At 59.2% G+C, this 16,904-nt stretch carries 15 protein-coding genes; 7 read left to right on the top strand and 8 right to left on the bottom strand.

What is annotated here, in order from left to right; translation table 11 throughout:
• Positions 1 to 115 precede the first annotated feature (115 nt).
• On the top strand, positions 116 to 931 hold the full coding sequence (gene iolB / locus AC1V0D_RS18190) for a 5-deoxy-glucuronate isomerase (protein WP_111207856.1): 816 nt from the start codon (positions 116 to 118) through the stop codon (positions 929 to 931).
• 76 nt (positions 932 to 1,007) lie between these two features.
• On the opposite strand, the gene AC1V0D_RS18185 is transcribed toward iolB, so the two are convergent.
• Positions 1,008 to 1,850: a MurR/RpiR family transcriptional regulator gene (locus tag AC1V0D_RS18185; protein WP_009087824.1), complete on the bottom strand. Its 843-nt coding sequence runs from the start codon at positions 1,848 to 1,850 to the stop codon at positions 1,008 to 1,010.
• A 399-nt stretch (positions 1,851 to 2,249) separates the two neighbouring features.
• A complete protein-coding gene (locus AC1V0D_RS18180) occupies positions 2,250 to 4,163 on the bottom strand; it encodes a bifunctional 5-dehydro-2-deoxygluconokinase/5-dehydro-2-deoxyphosphogluconate aldolase (RefSeq protein ID WP_336794631.1) in 1,914 nt (637 codons plus the stop codon).
• 548 nt (positions 4,164 to 4,711) lie between these two features.
• Here AC1V0D_RS18180 and iolD point away from each other — a divergent pair.
• From iolD to iolE, 3 genes are all read left to right on the top strand, one after another.
• Positions 4,712 to 6,652, top strand: a complete 1,941-nt coding sequence (gene iolD / locus AC1V0D_RS18175; protein ID WP_009087820.1) for a 3D-(3,5/4)-trihydroxycyclohexane-1,2-dione acylhydrolase (decyclizing) — start codon at positions 4,712 to 4,714, stop codon at positions 6,650 to 6,652.
• A 62-nt stretch (positions 6,653 to 6,714) separates the two neighbouring features.
• Entirely contained in the window at positions 6,715 to 7,725 is a 1,011-nt protein-coding gene (gene iolG, locus AC1V0D_RS18170) for a bifunctional inositol 2-dehydrogenase/D-chiro-inositol 1-dehydrogenase (RefSeq protein ID WP_009087818.1), read from the top strand.
• Positions 7,726 to 7,772: 47 nt separating this feature from the next.
• Positions 7,773 to 8,669 carry a myo-inosose-2 dehydratase gene (gene iolE, locus AC1V0D_RS18165; protein WP_009087817.1) on the top strand — a complete coding sequence of 299 codons (897 nt, stop codon included), beginning with the start codon at positions 7,773 to 7,775 and terminating at the stop codon, positions 8,667 to 8,669.
• A 52-nt stretch (positions 8,670 to 8,721) separates the two neighbouring features.
• On the opposite strand, the gene AC1V0D_RS18160 is transcribed toward iolE, so the two are convergent.
• On the bottom strand, positions 8,722 to 9,276 hold the full coding sequence (locus AC1V0D_RS18160) for a DcrB family lipoprotein (protein WP_009087815.1): 555 nt from the start codon (positions 9,274 to 9,276) through the stop codon (positions 8,722 to 8,724).
• A gap of 117 nt (positions 9,277 to 9,393) precedes the next feature.
• Complete coding sequence (locus AC1V0D_RS18155; protein WP_046100753.1) at positions 9,394 to 10,059, bottom strand: 7-cyano-7-deazaguanine/7-aminomethyl-7-deazaguanine transporter; 666 nt, start codon at positions 10,057 to 10,059, stop codon at positions 9,394 to 9,396.
• Between the two features lie 204 nt (positions 10,060 to 10,263).
• Between AC1V0D_RS18155 and tusA the strand changes: the two genes are divergently transcribed.
• Entirely contained in the window at positions 10,264 to 10,515 is a 252-nt protein-coding gene (tusA, locus tag AC1V0D_RS18150) for a sulfurtransferase TusA (protein WP_009087811.1), read from the top strand.
• Positions 10,516 to 10,567: 52 nt separating this feature from the next.
• On the opposite strand, the gene AC1V0D_RS18145 is transcribed toward tusA, so the two are convergent.
• On the bottom strand, positions 10,568 to 12,856 hold the full coding sequence (locus AC1V0D_RS18145) for a zinc/cadmium/mercury/lead-transporting ATPase (protein ID WP_482907846.1): 2,289 nt from the start codon (positions 12,854 to 12,856) through the stop codon (positions 10,568 to 10,570).
• 93 nt (positions 12,857 to 12,949) lie between these two features.
• On the bottom strand, positions 12,950 to 13,579 hold the full coding sequence (locus AC1V0D_RS18140) for a lysoplasmalogenase (RefSeq protein WP_009087807.1): 630 nt from the start codon (positions 13,577 to 13,579) through the stop codon (positions 12,950 to 12,952).
• A 145-nt stretch (positions 13,580 to 13,724) separates the two neighbouring features.
• On the opposite strand from AC1V0D_RS18140, the gene AC1V0D_RS18135 reads away from it, so the two are divergent.
• Positions 13,725 to 14,081, top strand: coding sequence for a DUF2500 domain-containing protein (locus tag AC1V0D_RS18135; protein WP_058956962.1), 357 nt, complete (start codon positions 13,725 to 13,727; stop codon positions 14,079 to 14,081).
• Between the two features lie 26 nt (positions 14,082 to 14,107).
• Here AC1V0D_RS18135 and AC1V0D_RS18130 read toward each other — a convergent pair whose 3' ends face one another.
• Together AC1V0D_RS18130 and rsmD are read right to left on the bottom strand one after the other, a co-directional pair.
• On the bottom strand, positions 14,108 to 14,380 hold the full coding sequence (locus tag AC1V0D_RS18130; protein WP_009087803.1) for a DUF1145 family protein: 273 nt from the start codon (positions 14,378 to 14,380) through the stop codon (positions 14,108 to 14,110).
• The gene (rsmD, locus tag AC1V0D_RS18125; protein WP_009087801.1) at positions 14,370 to 14,969 is read right to left on the bottom strand and encodes a 16S rRNA (guanine(966)-N(2))-methyltransferase; all 600 of its coding nucleotides are present in this window, start codon (positions 14,967 to 14,969) and stop codon (positions 14,370 to 14,372) included. Before rsmD ends, AC1V0D_RS18130 begins: the two co-directional genes overlap by 11 nt.
• 232 nt (positions 14,970 to 15,201) lie before the next feature.
• Between rsmD and ftsY the strand changes: the two genes are divergently transcribed.
• A complete protein-coding gene (gene ftsY / locus AC1V0D_RS18120) occupies positions 15,202 to 16,902 on the top strand; it encodes a signal recognition particle-docking protein FtsY (RefSeq protein WP_482907845.1) in 1,701 nt (566 codons plus the stop codon).
• Positions 16,903 to 16,904: the final 2 nt, after the last annotated feature.

The raw sequence follows: 16,904 nt of genomic DNA, 5'->3' as shown, positions 1-16,904 counted from the left end.
CTGGCAGGATGCGCGACCGGCAGATCACTCTGCCGGTCTTTCTGTTCGCAGGCGGGCTGCACGTCACGCCCGCGCGGCAACTGCAGCGATAACCGTGACAGAGAGGAGGATCAGGATGTCTTTACTGTCGAAAGCCCAGGCCCCTGATGCGCAGGGTCGTATTCAGCATGTGACGCCTGAACGCGCCGGCTGGCGCTATGTCGGGTTTGATGCTTATCTGCTGAAAAAAGGGGAAACCCTGCAGCTTACCAGCGGGGATAAAGAGCTCTGTCTGGTGCTGGTGGCCGGACTCGCCTCGGTGAAAACCCGTCACGCGGCGTTTCCCGGGATTGGTCAGCGCATGTCTCCTTTTGAGCGCGTGCCGCCTTACTCCGTTTATGTGCCGCACGATGATGAGGTGGTGGTTTACGCGGACAGCGATCTGGAGCTGGCGGTCTGCAGCGCGCCCGGTCACGGGCATCTGCCTGCACGACTGATTACGCCCGCAGACGTGGGCGTTGAGCATCGCGGCAAAGGGCGCAATCAGCGTCTGGTGCACAATATTCTGCCCGATGACAAACCGGCTGACAGCCTGCTGGTGGTCGAGGTTTATACCAATGAGGGCGATACCAGCTCTTACCCCAGCCACAAGCATGATGAAGAGAGTGAAAACGAAACCCTTCTGGAAGAGACCTACTATCACCGTTTCGATCCGGAACCCGGCTTCGCCATGCAGCGCGTTTATACTGACGATCGCTCGCTGGATGCCTGTATGGCACCTTACAATCGCGATGTGGTGATGGTGCCGCGCGGCTATCACCCGGTTGCGACGCTGGCGGGATACAACAACTACTATCTGAACGTGATGGCGGGGCCTGTGCGGCTGTGGAAGTTTACCTGGGAGAAAGATCACGCCTGGGTGAACAGCGAGAATTATCCGCGTAACACCTAGCCCACGGCGGCGTCAGAAAAGCATTCTCTCAGCTATAAGGGCAGCGGGTCACGCTGCCCTTTTTCGCGCCCTGAAATCAGCTGGTGCCGGCGTTGTTGAGCGCCAGCGACACCGCCAGCGTCTGCGCCAGGCAGAGAGAGGCAACCTGTGAACGGAAGCCATCCACCTGGGCTTCACGCACCACAAAGCAGACGTCGCTGAAGGCGGCCAGCGGACTGACCTGGCTGTCGGTAATCGCAATCTGATGTGCGCCGCGTCGGGCGCCCATCTCCACCACTTCGACCGCTTCACGCGCATAGGGTGAATAGCTGATGGCAATCACCACATCTTTAGGGTTAACGAGGCTGAGCTGCTCGGTAAACATCCCGCCCAGGCCATCAATCAAAAACGCGCGCCGCTCCAGATGACGCAGCGCGTAGACCAGATAGGAGGCGACGCTGAAGGAGCGGCGCAGGCCAATCACATAGATGTTCTCTGCCTCGCTCAGCAGTTTTACCGCCTTGTTCAGCTGTTCAGGATTCACCTGCATCGCCAGCTGCTGCAGCGCCTGGCTGTTTACCATCGTAAAAACGTTGAGGATCTCTGACGGACTCTCAGGGGCGCTGGCGTTGTCATCGGTGGATGTCTGACGGAACAGACGCGCACGCTCGGTGTAGTTGACCGTCTCTTCCATCAGGTGCTGACGAAAAACCTGTTTCATTTCGTTGAAACCGCTGAAGCCAAAAGCATTAGCAAAGCGAATCAGGGTAGAGGGGGGCACATCGGCCTGCTGGGCAATCGAGGCGACGGTATCAAACGCAATACTGTTACTGTTATCAAGAATGTAGCGCGCAACCTGTTTAAGACGTTTGCTCAGCGTTTCGTAGCGGCGACGAATATCGTCCTGCAACAGAGAAAGTTGGGTGGGATTATTGTTCATCACTTCTGCCCGAATAATTAGAATAATGGCTGTATAATGAGCGCTATAGTATCAGATGGATGGAAAATTTCATTTGTTTGCGTCAATCGCGCGGTTTATTTCATGGCTTTATGAAATGGTTCACAGATTGGCTTGAGAGCCCGGAACGCGCCTCTTCACAGGCGATAAGCGGGTGAAAACCGGCGTTAAATATCTGTGGCGGGTGAGAAATGCGGTCAGGATCTCTCTGGCAACAACGCATCAGCCAGATGAGCAGGGAACACGGTCAGAAGAGGAAAGCGTCCCGCGTCAGGGATGACGCGGGCCGAGCATGCCATGGATGGCGGGTGTCGCGTCTTTCCGATCTGACCGTGTTCCCGGCGCCTGCACTTTCTCAAAGCGGCTTTTAGCAGAACAGCATCAGGCGCGCGCCGCGCGCCAGTATTCAATCAGCCGCAGATAGTTACCTTTGACGCGCGCAATCAGCGCCTGATCGTCCAGTTCCCCCTGCAGCCACTCGCGTGAAGGCTGACCAAAAATAGTCCGGCCCACCGCAAAGCCTTTTACCCAGGGCGCGCTGGCCGCCGCGGCAAAACCCGCTTTCAGCGTCTCTTCGGGCGCATCCAGACCCAGTAGCAGAATGCCGCGACAGTAAGGGTCCTGCTGCTCAATCAGCGTGCCGATCGCCTCCCAGCACGCTGCGGACAGCGGCGGCAGTTTCCACCAGTCAGGCTGGATGCCCAGAGAGTAAAAATGGCGCAGAATGTCCACGTAATAGGCTTCATTCCTGTCCGGGTTGCTCTCAGGCAGGATCACTTCCAGCAGCAGCTCATGGCCGCTTTTGTTACAGCCCTGCCAGACGTCGAGTATCAGATCATCCTGCTCTTTGCGCAGTTCTGCACTGTCGTGAGGATGGTAAAACACCAGACACTTCACCACATGCTCGGCGGGCCAGTCGATCAGCTGCGAACCGATATTGCCATGCTCCAGGCGCAGCGGACGTGAGCCGGGCTGCTCAATCGGACGGCCAATCCACCACTGCTTACCGGTAATCGCATTCAGCGCTTTCTGCCCGTAGGTGGTATCCGCCAGAATCCCGCTTTTATTCTCTAACCCCGCCTCTTCGGCAGCCTGCTGAGCGGCTTTCAGCAGCAGCAGCTTCAGCGGCGGGATCCGGCTGGCCTCCACGCCCGCCTCCTGTGCCATCTCCGCCAGCTGTTTGCGGTGGTCAAAGGCAAAAACATTCAGCTCCGGCCACTGCTGTTTGCGGGTGGTGACCCGGTGCAGATGATTCAGACGGCTGTCGAGATCGGGGCGCTTCACTGCATCGTCGCGGCTCAGGAAATCATCCAGTTCGGCTTTGGTCGGCATGGCGGGTGCACAACCGTGGCGTGAGACTACCAGCGCCCCACAGGCATTGGCGTAACGGCACGCCTGCTCCCAGCCTTCATCATTCAGCCAGCCGCGCAGCAGTCCCGACATAAAGGCGTCACCTGCACCCAGCACGTTGAGCACGTCGACGCGCACGCCAGTGTGCAGGCGGGTCTCTTCCCAGCTATCCGGGATCGCTCCCTCAAACACCACGCAACCCAGCGGACCGCGTTTGCAGACCAGCGTCGCCTGACTCGCCTGACGCACATTTTTCAGCGCGGTCAGGGTCTCCGTGCTGCCGCCGGCGATATGAAACTCCTCTTCGGTGCCCACGATCAGATCGAAATAGTGCACCACTTCCTGCAACTGCTGCGTCACCTGGGAGGATTCAATGAAACGCGTTTCACCGTCACCCGGCGAGGTCAGCCCCCACAATACCGGGCGGTAATCGATATCCAGCGCGGTACGAAGGCCGTTCTGGCGGGCAATCTGCAGCGCTTTCAGCACCGCTTCACGGGTCTGCGGATGGGAGAGGTGGGTGCCGGTCACCGCCACGGCGCGGGCTGAGGTAATGAAAGCCTCATCCACGTCATCCGGCACCAGGCCCATATCCGCGCAGTTATCGCGGTAGAAAATCAGCGGAAAAGTCTCTTCATCTTTGATGCCGAGGATCACCAGCGCGGTCAGGCGCCGCGGATCGGTAATCAGCGCATCCGTGTTACAGCCGACGCGCTGCAGTTCTTCACGCAGAAAGCGACCATTGTGCTCATCCCCGACCCGCGCCAGCATGGCCGATTTCAGCCCCTGAATCGCGGTGCCATAGGCGACGTTGCCTGACGATCCGCCCAGATACTTCGCAAAGGAGGTGACATCTTCCAGCCGTGCTCCAATCTGCTGACCATAAAAATCAACGGCAATACGCCCGATACAAATCACATCAAGCGGCTTCTGTTGTGCATTCATACCTGTGGTTTCCTTCTGTGACTGGCAGAGCCGGCGGGCAAAACGCGCGACGTCAGATGCGCGTTGCGTTCGGGTCTGTAAGAGCCTGACTGGCGATGAGGGCAGTATGAGGAATAAAAATTCCACATTCAATGCGAAATGAAATATCCATCGCAAATTTGTGAACCAGGTAAAAATCCTGAATCTCCTCTCTCCGCCTGCGTGTTGAGAGGATGATGCCCGCTGCAGCAGGGGTATGAAGGCGAACGCACCTGCTGGCGTGCCGTTCGGTCAGGCGGCGGCAACGGAATGAATTTTTTTATCGTACCCTGCTTATGGCTAAACGTTCCGCTTTTCACCCTCGCGACAGCCCGCCAGGGCTGACGCAGCGGCTAAATTTGATCTCACTCGCAAAATGAAATGTTTCTTCTGTAAGCGTGTTTTATGAAAAATATATTTGTTTATAATCGCCTCACGTTTCAGTTATTCCGGTCGCCTTTTCCGCCGATGACAGCGCCTGGCGCGGTGTTACGGGAGTCGGGGTCCGCCAGCATGTAAAGGAAAAGCATATGGGCACAATCAGACTGACCACGGCACAGGCGCTGGTTAAATTTCTGGATAACCAGTTCATCGATGTTGATGGCACTGAGACGAAATTCGTCAAAGGCATCTTCGCCATCTTCGGTCATGGCAACGTGCTGGGGCTGGGCCAGGCGCTGGAACAGGATAGCGGCGATCTGGTGGTCTGGCAGGGGCGTAATGAGCAGGGGATGGCCCATGCCGCTACGGGCTTTGCCCGTCAGTCACTGCGCCGGCAGATTATTGCCTGCAGTTCGTCAGTGGGACCGGGTGCAGCCAACATGATCACCGCCGCGGGCACCGCGACGGCCAACCGCATTCCTCTGCTGCTGCTGCCCGGCGACGTCTTCGCCACGCGCCAGCCCGATCCGGTGCTGCAACAGATTGAACAGAGCTACGACCTCAGCATCAGCACCAACGATGCGTTCCGCGCAGTCAGCAAATACTGGGACCGCGTCAGCCGCCCGGAGCAGCTGATGTCCGCCTGTATCAACGCCATGCGGGTGCTGACCGATCCCGCTGAAACCGGTGCGGTTACCCTGTCGCTGCCGCAGGATGTGCAGGGCGAAGCCTGGGATTACCCCGACTACTTCTTCCACAAACGGGTGCACCGGCTCGATCGCCGCCTGCCCGTCGCCGCGCAGCTGGCGGATGCGCTGACCCTGATTTCCCGCAAGCGTAAACCGCTCATTATCTGCGGCGGCGGGGTGAAATATTCTGAGGCGGGTGAGGCGCTGCGCCAGTTTGCCGAGCGCTATCAGATCCCCTTTGCGGAAACCCAGGCGGGCAAGGGCACGCTGGTTTCTGACCATCCGCTGAATGTCGGCGGCGTCGGTGAAACCGGCTCGCTGGCCGCTAACCTGCTGGCGAAAGAGGCCGATCTAGTGATCGGCATCGGCACCCGCTATACCGACTTCACTACCGCCTCCAAATGGATTTTCCGCCATCCTGATGTCAGCTTCCTGAACATCAACGTCAGCAACTTCGACAGCTACAAGCTGGATGGCGTGCAGCTGCTGGCCGATGCCCGTGAGGGGCTGACGGCGCTCACCGCCGGGCTGGCATCACAGCACTACAGTAACGACTGGGGCAGCCAGATTGAAGAGGCGCAGAGCCAGCTGCTGAAAGAGACGCAGCGCGTCTATCAGGTGGCCTGGCATGATGGCGACTTTGTGCCGGAGATTGCGGATCATCTCGACCGCGACGCGGTGTTTGCTGAGTTTAACCAGCTGACCCACTCCTGGCTGACGCAGAGCAGCGTGCTTGGCACCCTGAATGAACAGCTGCCCAAAGAGGCAGTGGTGGTGGCGGCGGCGGGCAGCCTGCCGGGTGACCTGCAGCGCGTCTGGCGCACCAAAGATTACAACGCCTACCACGTCGAATATGGCTACTCCTGCATGGGCTATGAGGTCAATGCCGCGCTGGGCGTGAAGCTCGCTCAGCCGCAGCGTGAGGTCTATGCGCTGGTCGGGGATGGCTCCTTCATGATGCTGCACTCCGAACTGGTTACCTCCATTCAGGAGGGGGCGAAGATCAACGTGGTGCTGCTGGATAACATGACCAACGGCTGCATCAATAACCTGCAGATGGAACATGGCATGGACAGCTTCACCACCGAGTTCCGCTTCCGCAACCCGGAAGGGGGCAGGCTCGATGGCGGCTTTATCCCGGTCGATTTCGCCGCGATTGCCGCAGGCTATGGCTGTAAAACCTACCGGGTTACCACGCTTGAAGAGCTCAGGGCGGCGCTGGAAGATGCCCGCACCCAGACGATTTCTACCCTTATCGACATCAAAGTGCTGCCAAAAACCATGATCCACAAATATTTCAGCTGGTGGCATGTCGGGGTGGCGCAGGCTTCGCAGACCGAACGCGCCCAGGCGGTAGCGGACAAGCTCAATACGCATCTCGGCCAGGCGCGAAAATATTAATTTCAGGGCCGTATCGCGGCCCGTTTTCCTCTTCTCCGTACGAACCCTACACAGGTGTAATTATGACTTTGAAACTTGGCGTCATCGGTACAGGTGCAATCGGTCAGGAACATATTCGTCGCTGCAGCCATGTGCTGCAGGGGGCACAGGTGGTGGCGGTCTCTGACATTAATGTCGAGGGTGCGCGTGCCGCCCTGCAGCGCCTGAACATTGAAGCGGAGGTTTTCCAGAACGGTCACGACGTGATTCAGTCACCGGATGTCGAGGCGGTGCTGGTCACCTCATGGGACCCCACCCATGAAGAGTTCACCCTGGCGGCGATTGCCGCCGGAAAGCCGGTGTTCTGCGAGAAACCACTGGCGATGAGTGCCGAAGGCTGCCGCCGGGTGGTGGAGGCGGAGATGAAGGCGGGAAAACGGCTGGTGCAGGTCGGCTTTATGCGGCCTTACGATGCAGGCTACCGCGCGCTGAAAAAAGTGATCACCGATGGCGATATTGGTGAGCCGCTGATGCTGCACTGCGCGCACCGCAACCCGACGGTGCCGGAGAACTACACCACGCCGATGGCGATCACCAACACCCTGATCCATGAGCTGGATGTGCTGCGCTGGCTGACAAATGATGACTACAAAACGGTGCAGGTGGTCTTCCCGCGCGTCACATCGAAGACGCATGGGCAGCTGAAAGATCCACAGATTGTTCTGTTCGAAACCCGGAAAGGGGTGCGCATCGACGTCGAGATTTTTGTGAACTGCGCCTACGGCTATGACATCCAGTGTGAAGTGGTGGGGGAGGAGGGCATTGCGCGTCTGCCCGAACCCTCCTCTGTGCAGCTGCGCAAAGAGGCGCGCCTGTCGAACACGATCCTGGTCGACTGGAAAGATCGTTTTATCGAGGCGTATGACGTGGAGCTGCAGGCGTTTATTAATGACATCAGAGCGGGCCAGCTGACCGGTCCTTCGGCCTGGGATGGTTTTGCCGCCTCGGTAGCCGCCGATGCCTGCATCAAAGCGCAGAACAGCGGGGCGATTGAGCCGGTAGAGATGCCGCCACGTCCTGATTTCTATCGCTGATTCAGCCCTGTATGCGGCCTCGCCGCGCTCCGTCCGGGAATAAGATGATGAACAAAGAAAATGTAAAACTGGCGATCGCGCCGATTGGCTGGACCAACGATGACATGCCGGATCTCGGCCATGAAAACACCTTTCAGCAGACCGTCAGTGAGATGGCGCTGGCGGGCTTTACCGGCAGCGAAGTGGGCAGCAAATACCCGCGCGATCCGGCGATCCTGAAACCGATGCTCGATATCCGCGGCATCGAAATCTGCAACGCCTGGTTCAGTACCTTCTTCGCCAACGGCGATAAAGCAAAAACCATCGATGAGTTCATCAATCACATGAACTTTCTCCATGCAATGGGCGCGCGGGTGATTGGCTGCTCTGAGCAGAGCAAAAGTATTCAGGGCACCCCGCTGGCGGTGTTTGAGCAGAAACCCATTTTCAGTGATGAGGAGTGGCAGTTAACGGCCGACGGCTACAACGAACTGGCACGCCTCGCGGCAGAGAAGGGGATGCGCGTCACGCTGCATCACCATATGGGCACCGGCATTCAGACCACCGAAGAGATTGACCGCTTTATGGCCATGACTGACGATCGGGTCGGATTGCTCTATGACACCGGCCACATCTACTACTCCGAGGGGTCACAGCAGCAGATGCTGGCGGTGCTGGAGAACTATCTGCCGCGCATCTTCCATGTTCATCTCAAGGATGTACGTGATGAGGTGGTCGCGGCGGTTCGCGAGAATCATCTCTCCTTCCTGGAGGGGGTGAAAAAGGGCACCTTCACCGTTCCGGGCGATGGCGTCATCGACTTTAAGCCGGTGTTTAAAATTCTGGATGAGTATGGCTATCAGGGCTGGATGGTCGTGGAAGCGGAGCAGGACCCGGCACTGGCCAATCCGTTTGAATATGCGGTCAAAGCGCGAAAATATATTCGTGAGAATGCGGGGTTATAAACAGCTCTGAGAATGCTGGCCTCCCTGCAATGCAGAGAGGCCAGCGATCGGCTTATTTCAGCGAGATGCTCTTCACGATGTTGTCAGCATCGCTCTGCGCCTGCTGCTGATTATCGCCTGGCAGCGTAATCTGCAGCGTCACCAGCTTGCCGTCGACCTTCGCCAGCACCACCGAAGACCAGGAGGTCTGGTTGTTGGCAGAGATCACCGTATCCAGCTGCTGAGCAGGCTGATCTTTCAGCGTTACCGCTTTGTTCGACACCACCTGCAGCTGCGGGTCGCGGTTGCGCTGCTGCTGCTCCATACGCTGCGACAGCACATCCAGCGCTTCGCTGGTCGGCTCACCGGCAATCACGATGATGGCGCGGGCTCCGGTTTCATCCGCATAGACATGCATATTGGTTGTCTGCGAACCCAGTTTGCCGCTTTTGTCTGACATGCCTGGCGGCAGTGAGAAGCTCAGTTTGCCATCCATCAGCGTCACGGTTTGCGCCGACTGACTGGCGCTGACGCCGTTGTCATTCGCCGCGTCATCTTTCTTCTGATCGCAGGCTGCTAAGCCCAGAACCAGTAAGCCCATTCCTACATATTTCACCAGGTTACGCATCAGAATCCCTTTTTAAATTTCCGGTCAGGCATCAGTACAACAGGAATCAGGCTGCAAACGCAACCTGATGATTGTCAGAAGATCTTAGCGGGTAATGGCGGAAAAATGTATGGCGGATTAGCCGAAATTTACCTGGCGGGCAGTCTGGCGTTCAGCCAGACGTTTCAGCGCGGCGTTAAGCAGCACGCCGTAAGCGGGCAGGAAGAAGACCATGCAGATCAGCACCTTGAAGCTGTAATCCACCAGCGCAATCTCCACCCAGTGCTGCGCCATAAACGCATCGGGACTTTTATAGAAGGCGATAAAGAAGAAGGCCAGCGTATCGCTGATATTCCCCAGGAACATGGCGCAGCCCGGTGCGACCCACCACTGCGGCAGGCGGCGCAGCCGGTTGAAGACGTGAACGTCGAGGATCTGACCCAGCGCATAGGCCATAAAGCTGGCGCAGGCGATGCGGGCCACGAACAGGTTGATCTCTTTCAGTGCCTGCCAGCCCTGCCACTCTCCCTGATAAAACAGCGACGAAACGCCGTAAGAGATAAACAGCGCCGGGATCATCACCGCCAGGATAATACGACGGGCCAGCGGTGCGCCAAAAATACGCACGGTGAGATCGGTCGCCAGGAAGATAAACGGGAAGCTGAACGCGCCCCACGTGGTGTGGAAGCCAAAGACAGAAACAGGCAGCTGAACCAGGTAGTTGCTCGATGTGATCACCAGCAGGTGAAAAAGCGACAACCAGAAAAGCGCATGCATGCGCTGACGCGAAGAAAATGCGAGCATAGTCAACCTTTTTAATGTTGGGGTGAGGGAACCCATTGCGGGACACCGTTCGGGCGGTGCCAGGCAGTTTTATGAGCAAAAAGCGGCGGCATATTACCGCGTTGTGCTTTTTATGCAATGGTTAATTTTAGCGCAATCGTTATCGCCTTGCGTCACGGTCAGCACGCGCTAGAATGAGCGCCCCTGACCTGAAGCGAGTTGAATATGAGCGATCTTTTTTCCTCTGCCGACCATCAGCTGGATGCCCGCGGCCTGCGTTGCCCGGAGCCGGTGATGATGGTGCGCAAAACCGTACGTGGCCTGCAGGAGGGTGAGACCTTACTGATCATTGCCGACGATCCCGCCACAACCCGCGATATTCCCGGCTTTTGCCGCTTTATGGAACATGGTCTGCTGGCGCAGCAGACGGAGACGCTGCCCTATCAGTTTCTGATCCGCAAAGGGATGGCGGGATAACCCCAGCCGCACCGGCCGCTGTTATCCCCCGCCCCTGGCCGGCGCCGCGCGCTCAGTCGCGGTGGCGCAGCAGGCGCAGCGCGTTGGCCGTTACCAGCGCGGTCGCACCGGAATCCGCCAGCACCGCCAGCCAGAGTCCGGTCAGCCCCAGCAGGGTCGTGACCAGAAAAATCGCCTTCAGCCCCAGCGCAATGCCGATATTCTGACGGATAATGCGGCGTGTCCGGCGCGCCAGCGCAATCATCGGGGCCAGCTGCGTGAGCTGATTCCGCGTCAGCGCTGCATCGGCCGCTTCCAGTGCCACATCGGTGCCGCTGCCCATGGCAATGCCCAGCGTTGCTGCTTTCATTGCCGGTGCATCATTGATGCCATCCCCGACCATCGCCAGCGGCTGCTGCTGACTCAGCTCACGGATAGCGGCCACTTTATCGGCGGGCAGCAGGCTGGCGCGATAATCGATCCCCAGCTCGCGGGCGAGCGTCGCGGCGGCGCGCGGGTTATCGCCGGTCAGCATCAGACTCTCAATGCCGAGCCGGTTCAGCCCCTGAATGGCCGCCACTGCATCGCTGCGCAGCCGATCGCGCAATGCCAGCGCACCCAGCGCCTCACCGTCGCGCATCAGCACCACCAGGGTGTTACCTTCCTCCTCCTGCTGCGCAATCTGCCTGCGCTGCTGTGCGGTCAGCCCTGGCGCATGAGCGGGCGTCAGCAGTTCAATCTGCTGCTCTGCTACACGGGCCCGGATGCCGCGTCCGGCCAGAACCTGCTGATCCCGTGCATCCGGCATCGGCAGATGACGCGCCTGGGCGGCCGCCACAATGGCGCTGGCCAGCGGATGGGTCGCCCCCTGTTCGGCTGCGGCGCTCAGCGCCAGCATCTCCGCTTCACTGGCCGCGCCAAACCGCAGGATCTGTGTCAGCTGCGGTTTGCCCGGCGTCAGGGTGCCGGTTTTATCAAACGCGACTTTGCGCAGCGAACTCAGCCGCTCCAGCGCCGCGCCGCCTTTGATCAGTGCACCCTGCCGTGCCGCCGCCGCCAGCCCGGAGGTAATGGCCGCGGGGGTGGAGATCACCAGCGCACAGGGACAGCCGATCAGCAGCAGGGTCAGGCCCTTGTAGATCCACGGCTGCCAGTCGCCTGCGCCGAGCAGGGGCGGCCCCACCATCACCAGCAGCGACAGCAGCATCACCAGCGGCGTGTAGAGACGACTGAACTGGTCGATAAAGCGCTCGACCGGGGCACGGTGTGTCTCCGCCTCTTCAATCAGCTGCAGGATACGGTCAATAGCGCTTTCACCCGGTTCCGACACCACTTCCAGCTCCACCTGACGATCCACGCTGGTGGCACCGGCGGGAATCGTTTCGCCGCTGGCTCGCGTGACCGGCAGTGACTCACCGGTCAGCGCGCTCTCATCGAAGCTGGCGAGCGGGCTGATTAACCGGCCGTCGACCGGCAGTCGGCTGCCCGCCGCCACTTCAATCCGATCGCCGGGGCGCAGCGCCGCGAGGGGAACTTCCGTGCGCTGACCCTGTTGCAGGCGGATCGCCGATTCAGGCCGTAACGCCATCAGGCGGGTCACCCCACTGCGCGCTCTGGCGGCGGCATAGCCTTCCAGCTGTTCACCCAGCTGAAACAGCAGCAGCACCATCGCCGCTTCGGCGTGGGCGCCAATGATCAGCGCGCCCGCCGACGCCAGCGTCATTAATGTTTCGATGGTAAACGGCGAACCGCTGCGCAGGCGCTGCCAGGCGCCGCGGGCTACCGGGGCCAGCCCGATGAGCGTGGTCAGCACAAACAGCCGATCCCCCCAGGCGGGCGCGAACTGGCCGAGAACGCTGCTGAGCAGCACCAGCAGCGCCAGTAAAAGCAGCATCCGGTTTTGCTGCCAGCCCGGACGGGCGGCGGGAGTGACTGAGGAGGCTGATGAGGCCGTCAGCTCAAATCCGGCTTTTCTGACCGCCTGTTCGACAGCGTTCCGGACATCCTGGCTGGCGCTGACGACAAGCTTCTCACTGCTGAACAGGACGCGGGCGTCGGTGACGCCGCTTATCTGGCGCACGGCCGTCTCAATGGTGCGGGCGCAGCCGGGGCAATCCATCCCGCTGACCTGCCAGCTAAAGGGGTAACCGGCGTCTCGCCGGTCGCTTTCCTCTGCGGCGTCGGCCTCCGTGCCAGGGCTGCTGTTGCTTTCACAGCAGCAGCCTGCCGTATCAGCCGTTACGGGTGTCGCAGCATGAACAGAAAGGGAGAGGGGACGGGCCTGGCGAACCTGGCACAGCGGTTTTGCTGCAGCGTGACTGGCACGGGGTTTGCCGCAGCCACAGGCGTGATGTTGGTGCATATGACCTCCGGAGCGTAAGAAGAGCGGGATGAGCCATGCAGCTCATCCCTTATCCTACACTCTGGAGTGGACTCCAGAGTCAAGCCGCTTTTATCACACCACCCACAAGGAGCGCACGATCATAAAGTGACCGGCAAAATAGCAGGCGGCGACGATGGCGCTGTCGGCGGTGAAGCGACGACGGTAGTGAGAGACAAACCAGATGATGTTTGCCAGCAGCAGCAGCGCTGAACCCACCATGATGGAGAAGCTGTAATCCGTCGGACGGAAGAAGTACTGCTCGGTGGCGATCCAGGTCATGACCAGGGTCATGCCGATGAAGGTGCAGACGGGCCAGCGCAGATCCTCCAGTCGGCTCCACAGCACGCCAATCAGGGCGACACCGATGATCAGCAGCGTCAGCGGGATCGGCCAGAAGAAGGTCATGGTCATGCTGGCGGCGAAGCAGAGCGTATAGAGCAGATGCGACAGGAAAAAGGCCCCTACGGCGTAGAGCATCTGCTGACGCGGCAGCAGCGTTAACGCATCACCGATCAGGGTTGCGATCAGCCCCGCCAGAATCAGGTAGTCCGTGGTCTGCAGCACCGGTGCCTGCCAGGCCAGACCCACCAGCAGCAGCAGGGTGACCGGTTTAAACAGCCAGCGTTGCCACTGCGGGCCGCGATAGGTGGCATCGACATAGAGCCAGCCGGAGAAAAGGACAGCGAGGAAAGACCAGAGCATTGTTTCTCCCTTTTTTATTCAGAATGATGAAAGATCCCAAAATATCCCTTCCAGTTTAGGTTACGCCTCAGAGATGTGACAATCAGGCAACTCTGGTTGTATCCTTTGCTCCCTGTTTCATCTTCTCCTCAGGCACAGATTCACCATGAGTAAACCCCCGCTGATTTTTATTATCGTCCTGGCGGTTATCGCCGTGCTGGCCACGCGTCAGTTCATCAAGCAACGCCGTGAAGGCGCGGTCAATGACGCGTCACCGGTGCGGGCGTTGCAGGCTGAAGTCAGAACCAAACGGGAATTTCCGGCACCCAATCGCCGTTCACGGCAGCGGGAAGTGATCGCCGGCGAAGAGATGCGGTATGAAGCCCTGTTTCATCCGCTGAACGGGGCCAGCGATATTAAGGTGCAGATTAAAGAGGCGGAGTACCATCAGCTGGATAAAGGGGCGAAGGGCGAACTGAAGATGCAGGGCACGCGCTTTATCAGCTTCACGCCCGTGCAGTAACTGGCGGGCGTGACGCCCGCCCGGCACTATTTTTTGCGCGGGAAATGTTTCTTCTGCCAGGCGACCAGCTCGAAAACCCCGAACAGAAAGACTTTGATCTGGGTGACGCGATCGATAGGCGGCGCGTCTTTAGTCTGCGTGGCGCGCAGCAATACCAGCTGCAGACCGTGCATCATGATCATGAAGAACAGCGCCACGTTGATAAAGTAAGTCAGCGGTTTCGGGTAGGGATGCACCACGTTAGCCAGTAAAAATCCCCACACGCAAAGCATCAACAGACGCCCCAAATTAAGTAACATCCTGCGTCTCCTGTTGACGTTGATACAAACGATAAGCCACCTGTCCGGCTATTTTCTCGCGATAAAGATCCCACGCTGGCGGCACCGGCGGTGCGCCATTTTCCACTTCGCTCTCGACATAAATCAGCGCCTGATCGGCCAGCCAGTGATTCTGCTCCAGCAACTGCAGCGTCTGGGCCAGCAATCCCTGACGAAACGGCGGGTCGATAAACACCACATCGAAGGGTTCGCCCGGCTGCGCCAGCCAGTTTAGCGTATTGGTCTGGATGACGGTGCCGTTGCTGGCGCGCAGGGTCTGCAGATTTTTTGTCAGCTGCTGCGCCACCGGACGTTCCAGCTCCAGCAGGGTCGCCGATCCAGCATAGCGTGACAGCGCTTCCAGGCCTAATGCGCCGCTTCCGGCAAAGCAGTCGAGGCAGCGCGCCTCGGGCAGCACCGGGGCCAGCCAGTTAAACAGCGTCTCTCGCACCCGGTCGGTGGTGGGGCGCAGTCCGGCACTGTCCGGCACCGGCAATTTACGTCCGCGCCACTGGCCGCCAATGATGCGGATCTGCCCGGTTCCGCCTGTACTGCGGGGGTTTTTATTCATCTTGCTCACAACTCGTCATAATTTGTTGCGTAGTTTAACGGGCGAATCGGTGAGAAGAAACGTTAAAAAAGGGTGCTGTGGTGAGCTGGCTGGAAAGTGTTAGACTACTGAGTTGCTGAAGTCATGCATTATTCTGCGGTTTACGCCGGTCTGGCGATGACCAACTTTCATTGATTTACCCCTGGAAACCCTGCGCGACCGGGACAAAGCCATCGAGGAGTGTAGTCACACAATGGCAAAAGAGAAAAAACGTGGCTTTTTTTCCTGGCTGGGATTTGGCAAAGAGGAAGAGAAACAACCTGCAGCGGAAGAGCAGACACAACAGGTCGCAGAACCCGCTCAGCAGCAGCCAGAACAGGAAGCCCCGGCTTTAAGTCAGGCAGAAGCACAGGCGGAAGAGACGGTTGCCATTACCGAAACGGTAGCCAGCGAGCAGCATGAGGCGGACGTAACCGCGGCCGCGCCATCTGAAGCGGCACCGGCGGCGCTGGATGACGCTGGATCTGTCGTTACCGAATCTGACGCTATCACTGAATCTGCTGCACCTGAACATGACGACGCGCCGGTCATTGACGCCGACGCCGTGGTCATGCCGGTTGAGGATGCCGTCTCCTCAGACGCACCGTTAAGTGACGAGGAGCTGACGGCGCTGGCACTGGGCGATGCCGCCGTCGTTGAAACGACACCGGATGACGCCGTGGCTCCGCTGAGCGAAGCGGAGCTGACCGCGCTGGCGCTGGGTGACGCAGAGATTATCGACACGCCGCACAGCGACGCGGATGCCCTGTACAGCAAGCAGGATTCTGCCGCACGGGCAGAGGACGATGCGGATACGGAAACCCTGCCCGGCGAGGCCGACGCGCCGCTGAGCGAGGATGAGCTGACCGCGCTGGCGCTGGCCGACGCGGAGGTGATCGCTGAGGAACCGGCGGACGAGAGCGCCTCTGATACCGTCAGCGATCTGCCGCTGGCTGCTGCGCCATTCATCGCCCAGGAGCAGGAGCGTCCCGCCAAAGAGGGCTTCTTTGCCCGCCTGAAACGCAGCCTGGTGAAAACCCGTCAGAACCTCGGTTCCGGTTTTATCAGCCTGTTCCGGGGCAAAAAGATTGATGACGATCTGTTTGATGAGCTGGAAGAGCAGCTGCTGATTGCGGATGTGGGTGTGGATACCACGCGCCGCATCATTACGCATCTGACCCAGCAGGCAAACCGCAAGCAGCTGCGCGACGCGGAAGCGCTCTATGGCCTGCTGAAGGCGGAGATGGCGTCGATTCTCGCCAAAGTCGACGCGCCGCTGGACGTTTCAGGCAAAACACCGTTTGTGATCCTGATGGTGGGCGTCAATGGCGTGGGGAAAACCACCACCATCGGTAAGCTGGCGCGCCAGTATCAGGCCGAAGGCAAATCCGTGATGTTAGCGGCGGGCGATACCTTCCGTGCGGCAGCGGTTGAGCAGCTGCAGGTGTGGGGCCAGCGCAACAACATTCCGGTGATTGCCCAGCACACCGGCGCAGATTCCGCCTCGGTGATCTTCGATGCGATTCAGGCGGCGAAATCGCGTGGCGTGGATGTGCTGATTGCCGACACCGCCGGGCGTCTGCAGAACAAATCGCACCTGATGGAAGAGCTGAAAAAAATCACCCGCGTGATGAAAAAGCTGGATGAGTCCGCGCCTCACGAAGTGATGCTGACGCTGGACGCCAGCACCGGACAGAATGCAGTCAGCCAGGCCCGGCTGTTTAACGAAGCGGTCGGCCTGACCGGTATTGCGCTCACCAAACTGGATGGCACCGCTAAAGGCGGCGTGATCTTCTCGGTGGCCGATCAGTTCGGTATTCCGATTCGCTACATTGGTGTCGGTGAAGGCATTGAAGATTTACGACCGTTTAAGGCGGACGATTTTATTGAGGCACTGTTTGCCCGAGAGGACTAATT

The sequence above is a fragment of the Pantoea sp. PA1 genome (assembly GCF_056856975.1).
Note: the sequence above shows the minus strand (reverse complement) of the source record. Positions and strands in the feature narration are given on the sequence as shown.